The sequence below is a fragment of the Kibdelosporangium banguiense genome (genome assembly GCF_017876405.1).
Classification (GTDB): Bacteria; Actinomycetota; Actinomycetes; order Mycobacteriales; family Pseudonocardiaceae; genus Kibdelosporangium; species Kibdelosporangium banguiense.
In genome coordinates, this window is sequence record NZ_JAGINW010000001.1 from 12,059,377 (window position 1) to 12,083,048 (window position 23,672).

Here is a 23,672-nt window from a genome sequence, read left to right on the forward strand (position 1 = left end):
GTGTCCCTTGGCAATAGGCTTGCCGCGCAACGACTGGGAGGGTCGAGCATGACCGACACGGTCTCAGTGAACGCGGCACCCGAGTTGTTCGGACCGTACCGGATCGAGGAACTGCTCGGCCGAGGTGGCATGGGCGAGGTGCACCGCGCCTTCGACACCGTGCACGAGCGGTACGTGGCGCTCAAGCGTCTGCCGCTTCTGGCGGCCCAGGAGTTCGAGAACCGCTTCCGGCGCGAGGCCAGGATCGCCGAGCAGATCCGTGCACCGCACGTGGTGCCGGTCCACGCGCACGGCGAGATCAACGGCCGTCTGTACCTGGACATGCAGCTGATCGACGGACCCGATCTCAAGCGGCTGCTGGGCGACGGGCCGCTCGCGCCGGAGCGGGCAGTCGAGATCCTCACCCAGGTGGCGGCCGCGCTCGACGCAGCCCACGCCCGCTCTGTGCTGCACCGGGATGTCAAACCCGCCAACGTCCTGCTGGACGCCGACGGCGCCGCCTACCTGGCCGACTTCGGCATCGCCCGGCTGTTCGAGCCGGATGTCACCCGGCTGACCGAAACCGGCGACGCCGTCGGCACGCTGGACTACATGGCACCGGAACGCCTGACTCAGGGCGAGGCCGGGCCCGCTTCGGACGTGTACTCGTTGGCGTGCGTGCTGTTCCAGTGCCTCACCGGACGGGTTCCTTTCCCCGCCACGGATTCGGTCGGCAAGCTGACCGCGCAACTCAACGATCCGCCCCCGGCGGCCTCGCTGTTCAGCCGGGGCATCCCGCCCTCGATCGATCTCATCATCCAGACCGGCATGAACAAGGATCCCCGCCGCCGCTACCCGAGCGCGGGCGAGCTCATGGCGGCAGCGACAGCGGTCCTCACCGAGCCGTCGGCAAACGCGCCCCTCGACGTGCCAAGCACCGACGATCACGGCCAGTCCTACTTCGTCCGGCTGCTGGCCACGGTCGGCGATGGGCAGCACACAGCGCCGCCACCAGGCGACACCACCGACGTGATCCGCGACCACTGCCCGTACCCGGGTCTGCAGAGTTTCGGTGCCGGGGACAGCCAGTGGTTTTTCGGCCGGGAGCAGGCCGTACGTGATCTGCTCGCGCGGCTGTCCCGGCTGCGGGCGGACTCCGGGCCGCTGGTCGTGGTCGGTGCCTCGGGCGCGGGCAAGTCGTCGTTGCTGCAAGCCGGGCTGCTAGCCGCGCACGCCCGTGTCGTCAAAACGGCGCCACAGTTGGCGATGACGCCCGGCGAGCGCCCGATCGGGACGCTGGCCGCGCGTATGGCGCCTTTCCTTCGCGCCGACCCGCGTTACCTGGCGTGGCAACTGTACGAGCGGCCCGAGACGTTCGGCGCGATGTGCCAGGCGGCCGTCGCCGGGGTGGACGCGCCGATGCTGATCGTGGTCGACCAAGCCGAGGAGTTGTTCACGCAGTGCGCTGATCCTCGAGAGCGTGAAGCGTTTGCGACCGCGCTCGCGCATGCGTGGCCTGCGCGTGTCGTGCTCGCCACGCGTGCGGACTTCGTCGAGCAGTTCATCACTCTCGCGCCCTTGAAGCCGTCGCTGGACACGCCATACGTGCTGGGACCGATGACCTCCCGGGAACTGGCACGGGTGATCACGAGCCCTGCCGAAGCCGCAGGTCTTGAACTTGAGCCTGGTCTCGTTGACCGGCTCATCACGGATGTCGGCGTGGGCAACGATCTCGGTGCCCTGCCCCGGCTCGCCCACGCGCTGCGGGAGACGTGGCGCAACAGGATGGGCAACCGGTTGACGCTGGCGGGATACCAGCAGACCGGCGGGGTGGACCGGGCGGTGGCGTTGACCGCCGACAGCATGTACGCCCGCCTTCAGGAATATGACCGGCACGCGCTGCGGGCCGCGTTGCTGCGGATGGTCACGCTGCTCGACGGCGGTGGCATCGCGCGACGCTGGGCAAACCGCGCGGAAGTGCCCAACCGTGTCATGGAAAGCCTTGTCGCCGCTCGGCTCGTCACGATCGACCGCGACCATGTCCAGTTGTCCCACGACGCGTTGCTGACCGCGTGGCCCCGACTACGGGGATGGGTGGCCGAGGACCGGCAGGGCCTGCTCGTCCGCCAGCAACTCGGCGCGGCCTCCGTCGGGTGGCAGACAAGCGGCCGGGACCGTGCGGACCTCTACCGGGGCGCACGGCTTGCCGCAGCACAGGACTGGGCAGGTGGACGGACCGACCTCACGCCGGACGAGCGCACGTTCCTGCGCGCCAGCGACCGGGAACGACGGCGCCGAACCAGGCGCCTGCAAGGTCTCGTGGCCGTGCTCGCCACACTTCTAGCCGGCGCACTCGTCGCAGGCGTGATCGCAGTGGTCGCACGTAGTGAGGCCGAACAACAACGACAGGATGCACAATCGCGACAGCTGGCCGCCGAGGCGCGGGCCGAAGCGGAGGTGGACCCGGTCGGGGCCATGCGCAAATCCGTCGAGGGCTGGCGGATCAGCCAGACGACCGAGGCCCGGGGCGCGTTGTTGTCCGCGCCGCTGATCACCTACCCGGCCACGTTCTCATCCGGACTGTCCAATGTGTCCGCAGTCGACGTCAGCCCGGACGGCAGGCTGATCGCGATCGGCGCCGGCGAGGGCAAGATCATGGTCTGGGACACCGAGGCCGGCAAGCCGTTGCCCACTGACATCACCGGGGCTGGGCTCATCTCCACGGTACGGTTCTCGCCCGACGGAAAGCTGCTGGCCACGTCGCAACTCGGCGGCGAGGTCAGCAACAGCGGGATACGGATCTGGGATGTCACCACAGGCAAGCTCGTGTCCCGGCTGGAAGACAAGCTGCCCGCGATCGCGCAACTCTCATGGCGACCCGACGGGAAAGCCGTGGCGGCCTTGTCGGTACAGGAGGACGACACACGCGGCGTCGCCGAGTGGGACCCCCGGACGGGCAAGCTGATCAGGACGATCGCCAAGGGCATCGGCGACTCGTTGAGCGTTGCGTACAGCACGACTGGCGACCGGCTGGCTGTCGGCCGCGGTGACGGCAGCGTCGAGTTGTGGGACACCGCCACGGCGACCCAGGTCAGCAGGCGTACCGAACACGCCGACACCACGACTTTCCGCGGGCCCAACGGCATCGTGCCGGTCCAGGTGACCTTCTCGGGCCGGCTGCTGGCCAGTTCCAGCCTGGCCGACAACATGATCCGGCTGTGGGATCCGCACACCGGCGCGCCGGTCCTGGCGTTCCCGGACGTCACGCGCCAGGCAGGGACAAACCAGGCGCAAGGACCGACAGCATTGGCGTTCAGCCCCGACGGCAGAACCCTCTACACCAACAGTGCCCTCAACTCGATCACCGAATGGGACCCGGGCAACGGGACCTTCCTGGGCGACCTGACACAAGGCCCACATGCGGGCACCACGGCCGGCTCGACGGTCAACGCGCTCGCGGTCTCCCGCGACGGCCGCACCCCGGTCGCCGCACACAGCGACGGCACGATTCAACGCTGGCACACCAACAGGAGCTGGTACACCGAGCCTCGCGCGTCCGTGATGAGCCTTGCATTCCGCCCGGACGGCAAGGAGATCACGGCCGGTGACGCCGACAGCGGACTGTACACATGGGACACTAAGTCGGGTACCGAGACCAGCCGGGCAACCGAGCAGAGCGGCGGAGTTCTTGCCGTCGCCTACCTGCCCGACAGCACACGGATCACCGGCACGGGCAATGCCACCTTCACCGCCACCCCGCCTGGCGCAAAACCTCGTACGGTCACGCTTCCCGGACGGACGTTCCTCGGTCGCGGCGCCATGGCGGTGTCGCCGGATGGCCGGTGGCTCGCGGCCGTGCACCAGCCGGCGGACCCGAAACTCACCGGCCAGGACTTCAAAATCACTGTCTGGGACACCGAGACGCTCACCGAACGCACGGTGATCGACATGGACCGCCACTGGCCGCTGGACCTGACCTTCTCGCCCACTAGCGACCGGTTGCTCGCCCTCACCAGCACGTCCGGCCTCGGGGTCGCCGGCACGGACCCGGACGGCGACACAGCGGCGAGCATGGTGACCTGGCGTGCTCCCGGCTTCACCGACGAGAAACGGATCCCGCTCGGTTCCGACACACTCAACACCGTCGCCTACACACCCGACGGCGGATCCGTGATCACCGCGGGCACCACCGGCCTCCTGCAGATCCGTGACGCCGTCACCGGAAAACTGCGTGAAGAATTCGGCCCGCACCCGTCCACCATCCGCCGGATCGCGATCTCCCCGGACGGCCGTACCGTCGCGTCGGTGACTGCCGAGGACTCCACAGTCCGGCTGTGGAACCTCGCCGACCCCGGCCATGGCCTGCTTGCCAACCTCAACGCCCACCGGTCGTCACTCAACGAGCTCACGTTCTCGCCGGACGGCACCCGCCTGGCCAGCGGCGGCACGGACACAGACGTCGCCGTATGGCACCTCGACCCGGACGACGCAGCCCGCCAGGTGTGCGTGAACCTCATCGACTCGGCTCCGGACAACCTGGGTAACACCGGCTGCCGCTGACACACGCCGTGTTCTCGATGGAGAATCGGCGGCATGCTGCAGGCCATGGTGCGCGGAAGCGATCTGCATCCGGTGCGATTCGAGTCGGGGGAGCGCCTGGTCTTCGGCCGCGACCCACACAGCAGTCCGCCGCGGCCCGGCCGCGTCGCCCTGCGGCTGCCAGGCTGCGCCCCACACGTCTCCGGCGTACTCGCCGAACTGGTCGTCGGCCAGGAAGCCGCGATACTGCGATGGCTGGGCGCAGGTGAAGGCCGCCTGTCGAGTCTGCTGGACGCACCAGGCGGAGCCCGCCGGGTGACGCTCGTGCGTGGCATGTCAGCCATGCTCGACCTGGGCAAGAACGAACTCGTCGTACTCGCCGGCAGACAGGTCGGCCACGAGTTGTACACAGATCTGTTGCTGACCTTCGCCATCACCGCCCGCCAGCCAACCGGTGACGAATCGATCACCCCCAGTCGCCGCGACACCGAACACAAGCCGCACATCCGCAAGGGACAGCTGGCCAGATACTCCAAGGAGTGGTACGTCGCCCTCGCCCTGGCCGAACCCTGGCTCGCCGGCGACGACGACTCCCCCTTCCCGCCCACCAACCGCCGAATCTACGAACGCGTCCGGGACTGGCGCTCCGGCAACGCCTGGAACCTCGAACGCCCCCAACGCGTCGACGACGCAATCCGCGCCATCTCCCGCGTCGCCTTCGGCGAACTCGCCGACCCCTACTCCGAGGCAAGACAGGGCCGCATCCAGAACCCCCGCTTCGCCGTCGGCAAACGAATCGCCGAATACCGCCTCGTCACAGCCGACGACCTCGCCGAAGTCCACAACACCCGCCCAGGCCCATGATCACGGCAGGAGCAGGAGTTTTCCGGTTGTCCGGTCTCATTGGTGGAACGCCTCAATGATGTGCTGGACGCGCAAAGCGGCGTCGAAATCAGCCAGATCCGCCGGGGCGCCGCCACGGATCGCCTCGGCGAACAGCGTGAGCCGCGTGAACTCCGAACCCCGCTCACCTTGCAGGGTAACGGGTTCCCAGGAGCCGCCGTCCGAAACGAACAGCTCACCCCAGTCCCGCAGCAGGTAGGAACGCTCGGCACCCCAAAGAATCCACTCATACGCCTCAGGCCCAGCAAGGCCCGCCACAGCCGATACGTGCACGGGTACGTCACCCGCCCGAAGCAGGCCGCGCGCAGCGATCTCGCTGCCACTGCCCGGAAAGTCGACGCTCACGTACTCCGTCCGCAGTGGACCAAGCAACCTGTCGGTCAGGTACACGAAGTGGGACAGCACTTCGCGGACGAAACCACCCTGCTCCCGGCCGGCGACCCAGGTCGCGGTGGACTGGAAGTCCCGTGGCCAGCCCGGAAACTGCAACCGGATGTCCACGCCGCGAACCGGTCCACGAAGCCCGCGTTCGATCTCGAGGACGGCGTGCCGGTCGGACAATGCGAAGTTCACCGCGTTGGCCAGGCCGGTTCGCGCGGCCGCGTCCCGCATTCGTTGCCCGTCGGCGAGACTGATCGCCAAAGGTTTCTCGCTGAACACTGCCTTGCCGGAGTCCAGCGCCTGATTAGCCAGCGGAGCGTGGAGCGCCGGTGGAGTAGCGAGATACACGGCATCCAGGTCGGCAGCACGGACCACTGCCGAGGCATCCGTGCCGAACAAGACGCCTGGATGAACGTGCCCAAGGCGGTCGAGCACGCCCTGATCGAGGTCGGCGGCACGCAGCACGCTGAAATCCGGGTGTTTCGCGGCCGCGTCGAGCATCTCGGCACCGATGGCGCCGAGCCCGACGACGCCCAGCCTGATCTTGTCCATGTACTCAGCCTGAACCTCACGACGCGTAAGGTATAGCTACGATGTATTAATGAAACCGTTAAGCACGGACTTCATGGATGATCTCCGCCGCCTGCGGGTACTCCGCGAATTCCGGGAAAGAGGCAGCATCACCGCCACGGCCACGGCGTTGCATCTGACTGCCTCGGCGGTATCCCAGCAGCTCGCCGGGCTCTCGCGGCACCTCGGATTCCCGGTGACGCAGCCCGAAGGCCGTCGAGTCGTGCTGACGCCTCGCGCACGGACGTTGCTGGCCCACGCCGACGCAGTCTTCGCCCATATCGAGCGCGCCCGGCATGACCTCGACTCCTGGGACGACATCACCCACGGCACGGTCACGATCGGCGCGTTCCCCACCGCGATCACCGGACTGCTGCCGGAGTTCCTCAACAACGTCCGCGCCCAAGCGCCGGCGCTCAAGATCCGGTTGTGCGAAGCCGAACCACCCGAACTGTTCGATCAGCTCGACGCCGGGCATCTCACGGTCGCGCTCGCGGTGAGCTTCGCCGGCTCCCCGGCTACCACGGATCCTCGGTATCACCGCGTTGACCTGGGCCCGGACGAACTGGACGCGGCATTGCCCAGCGATCACCCGCTGGCCTCCGAAGACAGGATCGACCTCATCGCACTGGCGGCGGAATCCTGGATATCCGGCGACGGTCAGGGCTGCTGTGGCGCGATCACCACGACCGCGTGCGCAGCCGCCGGATTCGTTCCTGACGTCGCGCACCAGACCAACGACTGGCAGGCCGTGGCCCAACTTGTCGCCCACGGTCACGGCGTGGCGTTGATCCCACGCCTGGCACAACGCGCCCTTCCAGATGGTCTGGTCATCCGGCCGATCACCGACCCGGCACCCCGGCGCCACATCTTCGCCGCAGTGCCGCAAGGAGCACAGACCTCGCCGGTGATCGACCTCGTCCTCAAGCAGCTAGCTCGGCGAGTTTGACCAGCACGCCGTCGTAGATCCGCTTGAGGCCGCCCGGCGCGAAGGTCTTCTCGAAGAAGCCGCCGATGCCGCCCACGCCTTCCCAGCTGGTCTCGATCCGCACGAGGCTCTTGCCGTCCGCCTCACGCACTGTCCACGTGGTGACCATGGTGGAGTTGGCGTCCTTCTCGACCAGGGTGCCCGGCTCCGGCTCGCTCACCGTGGCCGCGACGTCCCGCACCCGCTTCGACGTGGCCTGCAGCTTCCAGCTCGCCTTCGTGCCCGCGCCGGTGCCGCCCTCGACAAGAAGATAGTCGAAGTACTGCTCGGTGAGGATCTTCGGCCGGCTGTCGGCGTAGTCGGCGACCAGTGCCCGGACCTTCTCGGCCGGGGCGTCGATCGTGCGCTCCGCCACGGCGGTGACCTTGCCCATGAGAACTCCCAGTCTCCTGTGGTTGCTGGTCACACAATCCCACCGGCTGTCCCGGCCGCCGCGCCGGGGCCCGGCAGCAATATTGAAACTTGTTTCAGTTGAGCGTGGATTGATAGCGTCTACTCCCAGCGAACGTCCCCTACAGGCGTAGGTAACAGGTTCTAATACAAGGAGTGTGATGACCGGCCTGAGTGCTCCTTACACGATCGAGTTCCCGTTCGAGCGCACGGTCGGGCCGAAGATCGGCACCTTCCTCGGTGGCCTGCGGGACTGTCGGCTTTACGGTGTCCGGTCCGCGCGGGGCGTCCTGTGCCCGCCACTGGAGTTCGATCCCGAGACGGGTGCGGAGACCGGGGAGCTCGTGCCGCTGGAGGCAACCGGCACCGTGACGTCGTGGACCTGGGTGCCTGCCCGGCCCGGTGACCCGTTGCCGCATGACTTCGCCTGGGCGCTCATCACGATCGACGGAACGGTCGGTTGTCTGTTCCATGCTGTCGACGGGACCTTTTCCGAGATGAGGGCCGGGCTGCGCGTGCGGGCACGGTGGCGCGACGAGCGCGTTGGTCACATCCGGGACATCGAGTGCTTCGAGGCGGTTGCATGACCGAACCGGTGACCACCATGCCGAGCCCGTTCCGGATGGACTACACCTATGTCGCGGGCGCCGGTCGCTCGGTTTTCCTGCGCGGCCTGGCCGAACGTCGCCTGCTGGCGCGCCGGTGCCCGGTCTGCGAGCAGGTGTACCTGCCCTCGCCCGAGTTCTGTTCGCGTTGCCTGAGCCGGTTGGCGGAACCGTTCGAATTGGACGGCCGGGGCGTCGTTTCGACGTTCTGTGTCGTGAACTTCCCTTTCCCCGGCCAGACCATCGAGCCGCCGTACGTGGTGGCGCACATCCAGGTGCACGGCGCCGCCACGCGACTGATGCACCTCGTGCGCGAAGTCCCGCCCGACGAGGTGCACATCGGGATGGAAGTCGAGCCGGTGTGGGCACCCGACGATCAGCTCACCACGTCGATGACGAGCATCCTGCATTTCCGGCCGGTGCCCGATGCGTGACGTGGCCATCGTGTCCTTCGCCCAGTCGCCGTGCCTGGCCGCGAACCGGCAGGACGACATGGCCGAGATCCTGCTCCCGGTGATCCGCGAGGCGATGACGGCGGCGGGAATCGAACGCGACGACATCGACTTCATCGCCTCCGGCAGTCACGACTTCTTCGAGGGCCGCACGTTCGCGTACATCGAGTCGCTGGACGCGGTGGGAGCCTGGCCGCCGATCTCGGAATCGCACGTCGAGATGGACGCTGCCTGGGCGTTCGCCGAGGCGTGGGCGTGGCTGCAGCTCGGGCAGGGAGACATCGCGCTGGTGTACGGCGTCGGCCGCGGGTCCCTTGCCCAGGACCTCGGGCAGGTCATGCCCGCACAGCTCGATCCGTACTTCCTGGCTCCGCTGCGGCCGCATCCCGATGCCATCGCGGGCATCCAGGCGTGCGCGATGGTCCAGGCCGGACTGACCAGCGAACGGCACCTCGCCGAGATCGTGGTCCGCAGCCTTGACTCGGCGGTCGAGAACCCGTGGGCGCAGACGTCCGGGCACGTCACGGTCGACGAATTGCTGGCAGCGCCATACGTTTGCTCGCCGCTGCGCGCGCACGACGTCTCCCCGACAGGAGACGCTGCGGCGGTCATTGTGCTGGCCGCAGGCGGCAAGGCGGCCGAACTCGCCGAGCGCCCGGCCTGGGTGCGTGGCGTCGATCACCGGATGGACACCCACTACCCGGGCATGCGGGATCTGACCACATCGGACTCCACGCGAATCGCCATGAAACGGGCGGCTGAGCTGGCCGGGTTCACCGCTCAGGACGTGGAAGTGGCCGAGCTGCACACCGAGTACAGCCATCAGGAGCCGCTGCTGACCGCCGCGCTCGGGCTGAATGGCGCGCAGATCAATCCCTCCGGCGGACCGCTGGCCGGCCATCCCGCGACCGCGACCGGGCTGATCCGGATCGGCGAAGCGGCTCACCGGCTCCTGGCAGGTGAGGCCGGCTGTGCCCTCGCGCACGCCACGAACGGCCCTGCGCTGCAACAGAATCTCGTCTGTCTCATGGAGGCCGGATGAGCAGCGCACTCGCCGTGGTCGGCATCGGCCAGAGCAAACAGGCCAAACGCCGTGAGGTCACGATCGGCGCGATGGTCCGTGAGGCCGTGACCGAGGCGATGGCCGACGCGGAACTCACTTTCGCCGACATCGACGCGGTTGTGCTGAGCAAGACCCCTGACCTGTTCGACGGCGTGATGAATCCCGAGCTGTATCTGGCCGACGCGATGGGCGCGGTCGGACTGCCGGTCACGCGGGTCTTCACCGGCGGCAGTGTCGGCGGCCACGCCGCGATCTACGGCGCGCACCTGGTCGAAGCCGGGCTGGCCAAGCGTGTGCTCGTTGTGGCCTATGCCAAGGAATCCGAAGGCAACTTCACCTGGGCACTGTCGCGTGGGCTGCCGTTCAGCGCCCAACTCGGTGCCGGTGCGGGCGGGCATTTCGCGCCTGTCATCCGTGAGTACATCCGGCGCGCGGAGGCACCTGAGCACATCGGCTGGAAAGTGGCCGTCAACCATCGGCTCAACGCCACCCGAAACCCCTACGCGCACGTGCAGCGGCCCGACATCACCATCGAGCAGGTACGCGACTCCCCCATGCTCTGGGATCCCATCCGTTACCTGGAGTCATGCCCGTCCTCCGACGGCGCCTGCGCCATCGTGGTGACCAGTGAAGAACACATCAGTGCGACCCGTCCGCCCGCCTGGATTCACGGCATGGCCTGGCGAACCGAGACCGGGCATTTCGCCGGCCGCGACGAGGTGAACCCCAAGGCAGGCCAGGAATGCGCGGCCGATGCCTACCGTCAGGCAGGTATCGACGATCCGCTGGGCCAGATCCACGTCGCCGAACTCTACATCCCGTACAGCTGGTACGAGCCGATCTGGCTGGAGAACATCGGACTGGCGGAGCTGCACGGCGGCTGGCGGCTCGTGGAGAAGGACCGCACCGCGTTCGACGGTGACATCCCGGTCAACCCGTCGGGTGGCGTGCTGTCGGGCAATCCGACCGGCGCGACCGGCCTGCTCCGGTTCGCCGAAGCCGCCCTCCAGGTCCGGGGAACGGCCGGTGCGCACCAGGTCGACGGGGCACGCCTGGCCATCGGGCACGCCATGGGCGGCGCCTCCCAGTTCCACGCGCTGTGGGTGGTCGGCAGCGCCAAACCAGGGAGCACACGGTGAAAGTTTTCGTCGCGGGCGTCGGCATGACCAAGTTCGACAAGATCGGCACCAACGGGTTGACCTACCCGCAAATGGTGGCCGAAGCGGTCGGGAATGCGCTGGCTGACGCGGGAATCACCTACGACCAGGTGCAACGGGCCGCAGTCGGTTACGTGTTCCAGCCCTCAGCCGCAGGCCAGCGCGCGTTGTACGAAGTGGGGATGACCGGTATTCCTGTGGTCAACGTCAACAACAACTGCGCCACCGGGTCCACGGCCTTGCTACTCGCCCGCGAATGGGTCCAAACCGGACTTGCCGACATCGTGCTGGCGGTCGGGTTCGAGCAGATGACCAAGGATTCAATGAGTGGCACCGCGTCCGGTGTGACCACAATAGACAATCATATCGGCATCATGGTGCCGAAGTACGGCTGGGCGCAGGCGCCGATGACTGCACAGTTCTTCGGTCACGCGGCCAACGAACACATGCAGCGCCACGCAACCACGGTCGAACAACTCGCAAGCGTGGCCGTGAAAAATCACGAGCACTCCACCCGAAACCCGCTCGCACAGTTCCAACGGCCGTACACGCTCGCCGAAGTGCTGGCGGACAAGCCCGTGCACGGCCCGCTCACGCGATCGCAGTGCTCCCCCATGTCGGACGGCGCGGCCGCGGCGGTTCTCGTCAGCGAACGGTTCGCCCAGGAGAATGCCGTCGAGATTCTCGCGCAAAGCCTGGTCACCGACACTTCGTCCGCCTTCGATTCCGGGTCGATGATCGATGTGGTCGGCGCCCCGATGACTCGGCAGGCCGCCCAGGAGGTCTTCGGCAGCGCAGGCGTAACCGTGTCCGATGTGGACGTGATCGAGCTGCACGACTGCTTCTCGATCAACGAGATCATCACCTATGAGGCACTGGGCCTGTGCGCCGAGGGCAAGGGCGGTCACCTGGCCGAGTCGGGGGCGACGACCTACGGCGGCCAATGGGTGGTCAACCCGTCGGGCGGGCTGATCTCCAAAGGACATCCGCTGGGCGCCACCGGGCTCGCCCAGTGCGCCGAACTCACCTGGCAGCTGCGCGGGCAGGCCGGCGACCGGCAGGTGCCGGGCGCACGGCTGGGCCTGGCCCACAATCTCGGACTGGGCGGCGCGTGCGTGGTCACGCTGTATGGGAAAGGAATGCAATGAACGAGCAGACGATGCGGTCTGGCAACCACCTCGGTCATCTCACCGTCGCCGCCCTGAAACGCCACCGGGACAAGCCGGTGCTGGTGCTGGGCGAGACCACCATGACCGGCGGCCAGACAGCCGAGCAGATCAGCCAGTACGCCCAGGCTTTCGAGGCGCTCGGGGCCGGTACGGGCGCAGCGGTGGCGCTGCTGTCGCTCAACCGTCCCGAGGTTCTGCTGATCATCGGCGCCGGCCAGATGCAAGGAGCCCGGCGCTCGGCGTTGCATCCGTTGGGTTCGCTCGACGACCACGCCTACGTCCTCAACGACGCGGGCATCACGACCCTGATCATCGACCCGGTCCCGGCGTTCGTCGATCGTGCGCTCGGCCTGCTCGACAAGGTCCCGGGCCTGACCCAGGTCCTCACCATCGGGCCGGTGCCGGAGAAACTGGCCCACGCGGGCAAGGATCTCGTCGCGACGGCGGCCAGTTTCGACCCACAACCACTGGTGCCCGCCGAATTGCCACCGGACCAGGTCGTCTCGATCACCTACACCGGCGGGACGACCGGCAAACCCAAGGGTGTCATGGGAACCGCCCGGACAATGGCGACCATGACCCAGATCCAGCTCGCCGAATGGGAGTGGCCGGAATCCCCGAAGTTCCTGATCTGCACACCGCTTTCCCACGCCGGGGCCGCGTTCTTCGGCCCCACCCTGATCAAGGGCGGCTCCCTGGTCGTACTGCCGAGGTTCGACCCGGCCGAGGTGTTGCGCGTCATCGAGGAACAGCGGATCACCGCGACCATGCTGGTGCCGACCATGCTGTACGCGCTGATGGACCACCCCGACTCGCAAACCCGTGACCTGTCGTCGTTGCAGACGGTCTACTATGGAGCAGCGGCCATCAACCCGGTCCGGTTGCGTGAGGCGATCGACCGGTTCGGGCCGATCTTCGCGCAGTTCTACGGCCAGTCCGAAGCACCCATGGCGATCAGCTACCTCGCCAAAGGCGACCACGACGACAAACGGCTGTCCTCCTGCGGGCGCCCCTCGGCCTTCCTGCGCACGGCATTGCTCGACCCGGACGGCAATCCGGTGAAACCCGGTGAGCCCGGGGAGATCTGCGTCGCCGGTCCCCTGCTCGCCGCCGGATACTGGAACCTGCCCGATATCACCGCCGAGACGTTCCGCGACGGCTGGCTGCACACCGGCGACGTCGCCCGAGAGGACGAGGACGGATTCTGGTTCATCGTCGACCGGATCAAAGACATGATCGTCACCGGCGGATTCAACGTCTTCCCCCGCGAAGTGGAGGACGTCGTGGCCGAGCATCCGGCCGTCGCCCAGGTCGGCGTGATCGGTACCCCCGACGAGAAGTGGGGCGAGGCGGTGACTGCGATCGTCGTGCTGCGCGAGACCCCCGAATCCATCGAAGGACTCACTGAGGAAATCAAGTCGTCAGTGCGCGACCGAAAGGGATCGGTGCACGTTCCCAAGAACATCATCGTCGCGGACTCACTGCCGGTCACGGCACTCGGCAAGCCCGACAAGAAGGCGCTGCGCGCCAAGTACGCGGTTTCCTGAGACCATTCCGGTCCGGTGTGGGCATCGCGTCCACACCGGACCGGCCGGGTTTCAGGCAGGCAATCTGAAGCGATAGGACTGGATCAAGTCTGTCGTTCTCGTAGCCGACGACCTGCCAGTCCAGATCGAACGAGCCGGTCAGCAGGGAGATCGGGTCGTTGCCGATCAGCATCTGGGGCACCGCGCCTGCCACGTTCGCCAAGTCCTTGACGAGGTTCCAGCCCGCCTTGGCGATGCCCATCTTGCTGTAGTGGTAGTCGTTGCTCCCGAACGTCTGTCCCTTGGCGACCAAACGGCCGACCTCCTCGGCGATACCGGTGAAGGCCTTCCACTGCTTCAACTGCTCGGTCAGCCTGTCGCCACTGCGAAGGTTCATGGGCACCACGCACTCGGCCAGACCTGAATAAGGTACGCACGCCCCATCCAAACCTGGGTTACCTGTCACCGTGGCGAACCACAGAGCGATCGTCATGTGTGGTCCGAGATCCTGCGATCCGGGGGTGTGACAGTACTCGGGCGTCGACTGAGTGCAGCTCTCCGAGGGTGGCGCAGGACGGCGGTTGGGGCGCTTGCCGGTGCTCACGACCTTGCTCTTGCCGTTGCGGATCTTGGTTCTCTTCCCGCCGGGCTCGTGGATCATCTCGCCACCGTGCGCGCCATCAAGGTGCCCATCCGCGCCACGCTTTGTTTGTCCACCTGCGGCAGGCCTTGCTGGACATCCCCCGACGGGCGGAGATGTGTGCTTACAGCCGCGTGTGCCAGGAGGGGCGATGAAGATCGCATGGGGGAATGACGACTTACCGGCGCGGGATCGTTTTGCCGCGTGGCAGGAGTACGCCAACAGCACTCACGTGCCCACCAGCGTTCGCAGTGACCACGAAGGCGACTTCCGGGCCACAGTGCTGGTGACGCCGCTCGGGCCCGTCCAGGTCTCGCGGCTGACCTACGGTGGCGTCGTGGCAGACCTGCTGGCCGCCGTCCTCCACGAACACACCGGCAACGACTGGATCAGCACCTGTGATCAGCAAACCCTGGCGTACGGCATTCGTTCGTACATCGACCAGCACCTCGCCGACCCGGACCTCTCCCCCGCGACACTCGCGGCGGCCCATCACCTGTCAGTGCGCAGTCTCCAGCGCCTCTTCCACGCACACGGCATCTCGGTCACCGACTGGATCCGCACGCGGCGCCTGGAACATTGCCGCAGCGACCTGGACAACCCGCTGCTCGACCACCGGCTGGCCTACGTGATCGCAGCGAAGTGGGGATTCGTCTCCCGGACACACTTCAGCCGCCTGTTCCGCGCCACATATGGGTGCACGCCGCACGACTACAGGCACCGGCGCAGATCCCTGATCCCGCTGGATAGCCTCTGCCCATGAATTCAGAAGAGCGTGCGGCTTACATAGTCGACGTCCTGTCGGCCGAGTTCGGCGCGATGATCGCGCAGGACCGCGCTTCGTTCCGCCGGAAGTTCCGCAAGATGGCCGCATCGCCGTTCGCGTTCTACCGCGGCAGCGCCTGCCTGTTCTACGCCGACATGACCGGCGGGTTCGCTGCCAGCGATTTTCTGCACGCGCGCACCAGCCGGGTGTGGATCCACGGTGACCTGCACGCGGAGAACTTCGGGACCTACATGAACGGTTCCGGGCGCCTGGTGTTCAACGTCAACGACTTCGACGAGGCCTACGTCGGCCCGTTCACCTGGGATCTCAAGCGGTTCGTGGCCAGCGTCGCGCTCATCGGCTACGCGAAGGCGTTGTCCGATCAGGTGATCAGCGATCTGGTCACCCGGTTCGCCACGGCCTACCTGACCGAGCTGCGCGCCATCGTCTCCGGCGGCGACGACGCGATCGGCTCGATCACCCTGGACAACGCCAACGGCGTCCTGCTCAAAGTGCTCCAGCAGGCCCGCCTCAACACCCGGGTCGCCCTGCTGGAACAGGACACCACGCTGGACAACTACGACCGCCGGTTCGCCGACGGAGACGGCGTTTTCCAGGTCGACGACGCGACCAGGCAATCGGTCCTCGACGCGTTCGAGGCCTACCTGGACACCCTGCCCCAACTGCAGACAGTGGCCGCCCAGGTCAAAGACGTGGTGCTACGCAAGGGAGTCGGCATCGGCTCGGCCGGCCTGCCCTCCTACAACCTCCTGCTGGAAGGGCACACCGAAGCCCTCGAGAACGACGTGATCATCTACATGAAACAGGCCCAGGTACCCGCGGTGGCCCGCCACATAGACGACGAGAACGTCCGCGACTACTTCAAACACCAAGGCCACCGCACAGTCGAATCCCAGCGGGCCCTGCAGGCCCACGCCGACCAGTGGCTCGGCTACACAGAGCTGAACGCAATAGGCCAGGTCGTCGCCGAGGTGTCCCCCTACGCGTCCGACCTCGACTGGGCCGACGTCAACGAACCCGAAGACCTCTCCGGCGTCATCGGCGACCTAGGCCGCGCCGTAGCCCGAATGCACTCGGTCGCCGACGACGAATCCGGCCACGACCTGGTCAACTTCGCCACCGAGGAAGAAATCGTCGCGGCAGTCGACAAAGACGAACGCGGCTTCGTCACCCACCTCGTCGACTTCGCCCACACCTACGGCCACCGAACCCGCCAGGACCACCAAATCTTCGTCGACCTCTTCCGCAACGACAAAGTCCCCGGCCTATAACCCCAGCTTTATGGCCCCTGACCCGCTCGGTCAGGGGCCACCTCACAAGACCTATTTCAACCCAGCCCAGCTGGAAAGCAGCCAAAGGCAACGTGGGGGTTTGGGGGGCTCGGCCCCCCAACATGACGACAGGCGACCCGGTTCGCGCTTTCCGCGAACACAGACCGCCTGAGCCTGTGGGCGATACTGGGATCGAACCAGTGACCTCTCCGGTGTGAACGGCGCCGTGTGAGTCTCACAAGTCATGGGCGGTCTCAACAGGTACGTACTGACCTGCAGTTATTTCGTAGCTCGTCTCACTAGTTCCTTCTATCGGGGTAGTGTTCTGACCTGTCCTGGCTACTACGTTGGATACCGCTCTGCCCAACTCGCTAACTCAGTGGTGTGCAGATTGGTCTAGTCGGTTGCTGCGACGTCAAGGAAGTACCGCACAGATGGACCCTCACCACGATCGGCATCCCGATCGCGAAATCCAGAACGCCATTGAGGGCGAGGTATCAGGGCCCGTAGTCCAGGCAGGTTCGATCACCGGCGACGTGCACCAACATCTCCACAACCACAAAGCCGTCCGCCCGCTTGTCCGTATGCCGCATCGAGCCGGGATCGTGCCGCCACGGGCAGCGTCGTTCCAACACCGCGCAGCAGCGCAACTCGTATCGCTGGCGGTAGGCGAGGTCGGTACCGCTGTTCTGGCGTCCCATGTGGGTGCCGGAACCGACGTGGTGTTGGGTTTAGGCGGGGTGGGCAAGACCCAGTTGGCGGTCGAGTACGCCGAACAGGTCTGGGCTACGGGCGAAGTGGATCTGCTGGTTTGGATCACAGCCAGTTCTCGGGATGCGATCGTGTCGAGCTACGCCCGTGTGGCCGCGGACGTGACCGGAATCGACGATCCCGATTCCGAGCACGGTGCGCGGCGCTGTCTGGAGTGGTTGGCCGGCACGTCAGCGCGGTGGTTGGTGGTGCTCGACGACCTACAGAGCCCGGACGACATACGAGGGCTTTGGCCCCCACATGGCATGCGCGGGCGGGCAGTGGTGACCACGCGACGTCAGGACTCGGCACTACGTGGTCATCACCGTCGCCTGATTGAGGTAGGCGTCTTCACCCCTGCCGAAGCCCTCACCTACTTACACGCCGCGTTCGCTGACCGTCCGCAGGTCGTTGCCGATGATGCCGTTGAGTTGGCACGAGATCTGGGAAACCTCCCGCTCGCGCTCGCGCAGGCCAGCGCCTACATGCGTGATCGGGAGTTGAGTTGTTCCGACTACCGGGCGCGGCTGGCCGATCGGCGGCAAGGCCTGGCTTCGTTGATGCCCAATACCGAAGAACTGCCTGACGAGCACAAGGCAACGATCGCCGCGACGTGGTCATTGTCGATCGAACAGGCCAACAGTCTGGAACCGGTAGGGGTGGCAGGGGTCTTGCTAGAGATAGCAAGCCTGTTAGACGCCAACGGAATCCCCACAAACGTGTTCACAGCACCTGCCGTCCGGGAGTTGCTCACCGCGGAGGCGGGACGCGACATCAATGAACAGGACGGCCGAGACGGGCTGGGCTGTCTACGTCGACTGAGCCTGATCACGTGGGAGCCCAGCATCGCGTCTCGAGCGGTCCGTGTGCACGCCTTGGTGCAGCGCGCGACACGTGAAGGCCTGTCCCCGGCTCGTCTACGCACTGTGACGCGCACAGCTGCTACCGCATTGATCCAGGTGTGGCCTCAGGTTGAACGCGACACGGCTCTGGGCCAAGTGCTGCGCGTCAACACTGACGCACTGAACGCGGCCGGCAGTGAGTACCTCTGGGACCCAGAGGGCCACGCAGTGTTGTTCCGCGCGGGACGCAGCCTCGGGGAGGGAGGACTGGCCGCCGCCGCTACCGAATACTTTCAGCGTTTACGGGACACCGCTGTCCGTTATCTGAGTGCCGATCACCCCGACATCTTGTCCTCTCGCGGTCATATCGCCCGCTGGCGCGGGGATGCCGGGGACGCGGCGGGTGCCTTGGCCGCGTTTGAGGAGTTGCTCACCGATGACCTGCGGGTCTTTGGTGTCGACCATCCCAACACCCTGATCACGCGTAGCAACGTCGCCTACTGGCGCGGGCAGACCGGGGACGCGGCGGGTGCCTTGGCCGCCTACAATGAATTGCTCACCGACCGGCTGCGGGTCTATGGTGCCGATCATCCTGAGACCCTGATCACGCGTAGCAACGTCGCCTACTGGCGCGGGCAGACCGGGGACGCGGCGGGTGCCTTGGCCGCGTTTGAGGAGTTGCTCACCGACCGGCTGCGGGTCTTTGGTGCCGATGACCCCTACACCCTGACCACCCGCGGTCATATCGCCCGCTGGCGCGGGGATGCCGGGGACGCGGCGGGTGCCTTGGCCGCGTTTGAGGAGTTGCTCACCGACAGCCTGCGGGTCTTTGGTGTCGACCATCCCAACACCCTGATCACGCGTAGCAACGTCGCCTACTGGCGCGGGCAGACCGGGGACGCGGCGGGTGCCTTGGCCGCGTTTGAGGAGTTGCTCACCGATGACCTGCGGGTCTTTGGTGTCGACCATCCTGAGACCCTGATCACGCGTAGCAACGTCGCCTACTGGCGCGGGCAGACCGGGGACGCGGCGGGTGCCTTGGCCGCGTTTGAGGAGTTGCTCACCGACAGCCTGCGGGTCCTTGGTGCCGACCATCCCAACACCCTGAACACCCGCAGCCAGATCGCCCGCTGGCGTGGGGATGCCGGGGACGCGGCGGGTGCCTTGGCCGCGTTTGAGGAGTTGCTCACCGATGACCTGCGGGTCTTTGGTGTCGACCATCCTGAGACCCTGATCACGCGTAGCAACGTCGCCTACTGGCGCGGGCAGACCGGGGACGCGGCGGGTGCCTTGGCCGCGTTTGAGGAGTTGCTCACCGACAGCCTGCGGGTCCTTGGTGCCGACCATCCCAATACCCTGAACACCCGCAGCCAGATCGCCCGCTGGCGGAAACAGCTATTTGCCGACACACAGTCGGACGACTGAATCGCACGCTTTCGAAGTCTGAGCATGTGTATCCACCTGAAACAGAATGATCTTTGGGTGTTGGGTCTGCACGAACGAGATGTCCTTTTACTGACTGAAGAGAAGGACATCTGGCCTGAGGTGAGTCAAAGGACTCGAACCCGCGACTTCCTGGACCACAACCAGGGCCACCACCGCTCCCGACCTCCACTGTTAGACAAAAGCCCAGGTGAGAGCTGTTGGTGTGCGTTGGTCTGCGGAGGTGTCCGGGCACGTCGATCGGTAGCTCGTCTCCCAGATTTCTCCCACGAAGGATCCCCACGGTCGTACCGGTCCGCTTCGTCGGGGAGGTGACACGAGTCGCGCGCCGGACCGGCCGTGGCCGCCAAGGTGGCCAGCCGGTTGAGACTGTGTCCGACCAACCCGGGCGACTCGAACGCACACTGGACGGATTTTGAGTGGGCCCGTCGCTCTTGATCAATACCGGCTCTGACCTGCGGCTATCTGCCAAGGTCAGCCACCGATGAGGCAACGCGCCCGTGTATGCCCCACAGCTGCGCTCGTTCTCCGTCGCTAAGAGAAAGACCACTATGGACACACGCGGGTCGACGTGATCTGGACGGAGGCTCGATCCGTTCAGCCTGCCGTCGGGGCCAGTGAAGTCCCGCCCGAGGTGGTCACCGCTTGCTGGGGTGCAGAGTGCCACCTGAAGCTGGCTTCGCCTCTGGCGGCGCCAGCTGTACGGACGCCGAATCCGCTCAGCTAGGTGCTCAATCATGGTAACTAGGGAAGTTTCCTGCGGTCTTGCCAGTGGGCGATGTTGTGGCGGGTGGTGAGGGTGCTGGGGTGGTCGGGTCCTAACACTCGCAGTCGGTCGGTCAGCAGGTGTTCGAATGCTTCAATGGCCCCGGCGATGTCGCCGGCCTCGCCCCGCCAGCGGGCGATGTTGTGGCGGGTGGTGAGGGTGCTGGGGTGGTCGGGTCCTAACACTCGCAGTCGGTCGGTCAGCAGGTGTTCGAATGCTTCAATGGCCCCGGTGGCGTCGCCGGCCTCGCCCCGCCAGTAGGCGATGTTGTGGCGGGTGGTGAGGGTGCTGGGGTGGTCGGGTCCTAACACTCGCAGTCGGTCGGTCAGCAGGTGTTCGAATGCTTCAATGGCCCCGGCGATGTCGCCGGCCTCGCCCCGCCAGCGGGCGATGTTGTGGCGGGTGGTGAGGGTGCTGGGGTGGTCGGGTCCTAACACTCGCAGTCGGTCGGTCAGCAGGTGTTCCAATGCTTCAATGGCCCCGGTGGCGTCGCCGGCCTCGCCCCGCCAGTAGGCGATGTTGCCGCGGGTGGTGAGGGTGCTGGGGTGGTCGGGTCCTAACACTCGCAGTCGGTCGGTCAGTAACAGTTCGAATGCTTCGACGGCCCCGGCGATGTCCCCACTTGCCCCCCGCCAGTAGGCGATGTTGCCGCGGGTGGTGAGGGTGCTGGGGTGATCGGCACCCAACACCCGCAACTCCTCGGTTAGCACGTGTTCCAATGCTTCAATGGCCCCGGTGGCGTCACCGGCCTCGCCCCGCTGGCGGGCGATGTTGTGGCGGATGGTGAGGGTGTCGGGATGGTCGACGGCGAGGTGTTGGGTGGCGGTGGTGTGCAGGTGTTCGTAGTAAGTGACGGCCTGACTGAGTTGTCCGGCCGTGCCGAGGCTATTCCCGGCGCGGAACAGCACTGGGTGGCCGCCGATGTCGAGATCGGGGTTCCACAGGTGAGATTCGGCGGCGGCGTGCAGGGCAGCGGTGTTGGCACGTAACACTGCAACCAGGTCAGCGTCCCGCTCGACCTCCGGCCAGATCTCCAGCAGCGCATCGGCGGCAACCATTGCCACCTCGCCCAGCCGATCGGCCGATACCGCGTCACGGGTGGCCCGCTGGACCAACGCATGCACCCGCACCGCACGGATTGGCTGGGCGGTGTCGAATGTGATCAGGCTCAGGCGATGCAGGCAGCCCAGCGTGTCACCGGCTGTCTCTAGGTCAACATCCCGTCCAGCGCGACGGGTGAGGTACTCGCAGACGGCGCGGCTGATGACCACGCCGGTGGGGATGCCGACAGGATCCAGAACAGATGCGATCTCCAGCAATGGGCGTGCCAAACCGACAGGAGTCAGCAGATTGGCGAGTTCGATCGACAGCGACCAGGTAGCGGCGACGGTCTGCTGGTGGTCGTCGGGCAGGCTCTGATCGTCAGGCAGCACCTCGGCCAGGCCTTTGCGGCGGTCCGCCAGACGCCTGCGGTAGGTGGCTGGCGTGAGTAAAGGTTTGTCGGCGATGAAGGCCGCGGCTTGAGCGAGAGCCAGCGGAAGGTGTCCGAGGTCATCGGCTAATCCCTCCAGTTGGGTGACCCCATCAGCCGTACTCGCGGCGGCCGGAAGTTTCGTGGCTAGATACGCCTTCGATTCGGGGGCCGTGAACACCCCGACCTCAATGAGATGCCGGTCGGCACGGGCAAGGGCGGTATCCTGCCGCCGGGTAGTGACGATCACCTGCCCGGTGCGATCGGATGGCGGCCACAAGCCGCGAAGGTCGGCAGGCGCCTGCACGTCGTCGAGCACAATCAGCCACCGCCGATCCGTCCCCGCAAGCCACGCCAACAGCGATGCCGCGGCCTGCTCGGGCGTGGCACCTTCAGCGCCGACCAGCAGATGAGTCGCCGCGTGGGCGTAACCGGTGATCACCGCGTCACGCGAGGTCGCCGCCACCCATACCGCCACATCCACAGACGAGTCGGTCCACACACCCCGCGCGTGACGTGCGGCCATCTGGGTCTTTCCCACCCCTCCCAGCCCGAACAGCACCGCCGTCGCGGCCGGCACCACTGCTGCGCGGTCGTCAGCTAACGCCTGCTGTACGTGCCGCTGCGCGTCGCGATCTTGGTAGCAATCGGCCGCCTGAGGCACCACCCCGACACGTACGGGCCACGACACATCCGGGCGCGGGAACAGCGACATCGTGTTGTTGTTGCCGATCTGTACGCCCTTGCTGCCCCGCGCGTCCACATCGGACGTTGCTCGCGTGCCGTCAGTCGCCGGGCCTGGAGTCCCCATCTGGGACGCTATTCGTTGAAGTTCAGCGTCATGGTGTTGTGGTCACCGACCTGCACACCCCTGCTGTCACGCAGATCGACGACATACTTTCCCGCCTGAGCCCCTTGAGGATCGGCAGTCTCCAACACCGTGCGCGCTGCAGCGACCAACTCGGGATCGGCGTCAGCCCCGGCAGCCACAAGTGCTTCCCGGAGCTCCTGCTGACGCTCCACCGGCCTGCCCACCAGCTCGTCCACCACTGCACTGTCACCACCACCGAGCGCGCCGGTCACCCGCGCCTTCAACGCCGCATAGGAGTCCTTCACCGCTTGGGATGCCGTGTCGGTCAACCCGGCAGTCGCACCCGCCGCTAACGCAGCCATCACAAAGTCCACCGACTCGATCATCAGGCAATCCCTTCTCGCACTCGATCACCCAGTATCGGGACACCTGGTCAGCGCGGTACACAGGTGGAGCACCATCGCCCTATCGGAGTAACCGACTCGCATCGCCATAAAGCAAGGGCCGTGTTTGAAGTCGAACCTAGTGGCAGAAGTCAAGTTGTTCCCGCTTTCGAGGTCTGAGTATTGGTGTTCACCTGAGTTCGGCCTGGCCACTCAGCCAGGTAGACCCGGTTGCACGGCCGGCCGTGAACCGCCCTGGACGGCTATGAGTGAGACTGCGACTGAGACTGGCCAGTCGCGCTCACCGCCGGCCCGCCAGCCGTCGCACAATGAGCCAATGTGGTTGACGCGTCCATGATGGCCGGAGCGCTGCGGCTGCCTGCCCTGGGCTGTACCGACGTGGTAGAGCAACGTGTTGGTGCACCAGCGAAACGTCGGGTGCACCGTTCCGGGCTGCGCCGTCGGATCGCCCAGGTGATCGTCGTGGCCGGCGGCGGCCGCCGGCAGATCCGGGCGCCCGGGGTCCGAACCTCAGCGATCTCTACCGGCCGAAGCGGCTACCGTCGGTAATGTTGTGGCCGCCACCGGGCAGGCGCCGATGACCGTCCACGGGTAAATTCGCATGGCCGCCAACACCAACTCACTCCGGCTCGAGTGACGAACGTGAACCCGCGACTTCCTGGACCACAACCAGGTCTACTGCCATCCTTGACCTCGACCGATAGGCAAAAGACCAGCTGAGAGGCGTTGGTACGCGTTGGTTTGAGAAGGCGTCCGGGCCAGTCT

17 protein-coding genes are annotated in these 23,672 nt (G+C 66.4%); 12 read left to right on the forward strand and 5 right to left on the reverse strand.

The window, feature by feature from the left end; translation table 11 throughout:
• Window positions 1-48 precede the first annotated feature (48 nt).
• Complete coding sequence (locus JOF56_RS53980; protein ID WP_209647183.1) at window positions 49-4,539, forward strand: nSTAND1 domain-containing NTPase; 4,491 nt, start codon at window positions 49-51, stop codon at window positions 4,537-4,539.
• Window positions 4,540-4,572: 33 nt separating this feature from the next.
• Window positions 4,573-5,382: a hypothetical protein gene (locus tag JOF56_RS53985; RefSeq protein ID WP_209647185.1), complete on the forward strand. Its 810-nt coding sequence runs from the start codon at window positions 4,573-4,575 to the stop codon at window positions 5,380-5,382.
• Between the two features lie 36 nt (window positions 5,383-5,418).
• Here JOF56_RS53985 and JOF56_RS53990 read toward each other — a convergent pair whose 3' ends face one another.
• Entirely contained in the window at window positions 5,419-6,354 is a 936-nt protein-coding gene (locus JOF56_RS53990) for a Gfo/Idh/MocA family protein (protein WP_209647187.1), read from the reverse strand.
• A 49-nt stretch (window positions 6,355-6,403) separates the two neighbouring features.
• Here JOF56_RS53990 and JOF56_RS53995 point away from each other — a divergent pair, with 49 nt between their 5' ends.
• Window positions 6,404-7,321, forward strand: coding sequence for a LysR family transcriptional regulator (locus tag JOF56_RS53995; protein ID WP_209647188.1), 918 nt, complete (start codon window positions 6,404-6,406; stop codon window positions 7,319-7,321).
• Here JOF56_RS53995 and JOF56_RS54000 read toward each other — a convergent pair.
• Complete coding sequence (locus JOF56_RS54000) at window positions 7,296-7,733, reverse strand: SRPBCC family protein (protein ID WP_209647190.1); 438 nt, start codon at window positions 7,731-7,733, stop codon at window positions 7,296-7,298. The two genes, JOF56_RS53995 and JOF56_RS54000, sit on opposite strands and share 26 nt — an antisense overlap.
• Window positions 7,734-7,911: 178 nt before the next feature.
• On the opposite strand from JOF56_RS54000, the gene JOF56_RS54005 reads away from it, so the two are divergent.
• From JOF56_RS54005 to fadD8, 6 genes are read left to right on the forward strand one after another with little or no spacing between them, the layout of a single operon-like run.
• Window positions 7,912-8,337 carry a Zn-ribbon domain-containing OB-fold protein gene (locus JOF56_RS54005; RefSeq protein WP_209647191.1) on the forward strand — a complete coding sequence of 142 codons (426 nt, stop codon included), beginning with the start codon at window positions 7,912-7,914 and terminating at the stop codon, window positions 8,335-8,337.
• The gene (locus JOF56_RS54010; RefSeq protein WP_209647193.1) at window positions 8,334-8,789 is read left to right on the forward strand and encodes a Zn-ribbon domain-containing OB-fold protein; all 456 of its coding nucleotides are present in this window, start codon (window positions 8,334-8,336) and stop codon (window positions 8,787-8,789) included. The genes JOF56_RS54005 and JOF56_RS54010 overlap by 4 nt, the downstream gene beginning before the upstream one ends.
• Window positions 8,782-9,849 carry a thiolase family protein gene (locus tag JOF56_RS54015; RefSeq protein WP_209647194.1) on the forward strand — a complete coding sequence of 356 codons (1,068 nt, stop codon included), beginning with the start codon at window positions 8,782-8,784 and terminating at the stop codon, window positions 9,847-9,849. The genes JOF56_RS54010 and JOF56_RS54015 overlap by 8 nt, the downstream gene beginning before the upstream one ends.
• Complete coding sequence (locus tag JOF56_RS54020) at window positions 9,846-11,009, forward strand: thiolase family protein (RefSeq protein WP_209647196.1); 1,164 nt, start codon at window positions 9,846-9,848, stop codon at window positions 11,007-11,009. Before JOF56_RS54015 ends, JOF56_RS54020 begins: the two co-directional genes overlap by 4 nt.
• Entirely contained in the window at window positions 11,006-12,175 is a 1,170-nt protein-coding gene (locus JOF56_RS54025; protein ID WP_209647198.1) for a thiolase C-terminal domain-containing protein, read from the forward strand. The genes JOF56_RS54020 and JOF56_RS54025 overlap by 4 nt, the downstream gene beginning before the upstream one ends.
• Complete coding sequence (fadD8, locus tag JOF56_RS54030) at window positions 12,172-13,743, forward strand: fatty-acid--CoA ligase FadD8 (RefSeq protein WP_209647200.1); 1,572 nt, start codon at window positions 12,172-12,174, stop codon at window positions 13,741-13,743. Before JOF56_RS54025 ends, fadD8 begins: the two co-directional genes overlap by 4 nt.
• Here the strand turns inward: fadD8 and JOF56_RS54035 are convergent.
• Window positions 13,685-14,383, reverse strand: coding sequence for a hypothetical protein (locus JOF56_RS54035; RefSeq protein WP_209647202.1), 699 nt, complete (start codon window positions 14,381-14,383; stop codon window positions 13,685-13,687). The two genes, fadD8 and JOF56_RS54035, sit on opposite strands and share 59 nt — an antisense overlap.
• A 130-nt stretch (window positions 14,384-14,513) precedes the next feature.
• On the opposite strand from JOF56_RS54035, the gene JOF56_RS54040 reads away from it, so the two are divergent.
• The 3 genes from JOF56_RS54040 (at window position 14,514) to fxsT (JOF56_RS54050) (ending at window position 19,437) form a co-directional block, all read left to right on the forward strand.
• Window positions 14,514-15,125, forward strand: coding sequence for a helix-turn-helix domain-containing protein (locus JOF56_RS54040; protein WP_209647204.1), 612 nt, complete (start codon window positions 14,514-14,516; stop codon window positions 15,123-15,125).
• A complete protein-coding gene (locus JOF56_RS54045) occupies window positions 15,122-16,420 on the forward strand; it encodes a DUF2252 domain-containing protein (protein WP_209647206.1) in 1,299 nt (432 codons plus the stop codon). Before JOF56_RS54040 ends, JOF56_RS54045 begins: the two co-directional genes overlap by 4 nt.
• A 434-nt stretch (window positions 16,421-16,854) precedes the next feature.
• On the forward strand, window positions 16,855-19,437 hold the full coding sequence (gene fxsT / locus JOF56_RS54050) for an FxSxx-COOH system tetratricopeptide repeat protein (protein WP_209647207.1): 2,583 nt from the start codon (window positions 16,855-16,857) through the stop codon (window positions 19,435-19,437).
• Window positions 19,438-20,199: 762 nt separating this feature from the next.
• Here the strand turns inward: fxsT (JOF56_RS54050) and fxsT (JOF56_RS54055) are convergent.
• Window positions 20,200-22,503 carry an FxSxx-COOH system tetratricopeptide repeat protein gene (fxsT, locus tag JOF56_RS54055; RefSeq protein ID WP_209647208.1) on the reverse strand — a complete coding sequence of 768 codons (2,304 nt, stop codon included), beginning with the start codon at window positions 22,501-22,503 and terminating at the stop codon, window positions 20,200-20,202.
• Between the two features lie 8 nt (window positions 22,504-22,511).
• Complete coding sequence (locus JOF56_RS54060) at window positions 22,512-22,889, reverse strand: Het-E N-terminal domain-containing protein (protein WP_209647209.1); 378 nt, start codon at window positions 22,887-22,889, stop codon at window positions 22,512-22,514.
• Window positions 22,890-23,672 lie beyond the last annotated feature (783 nt).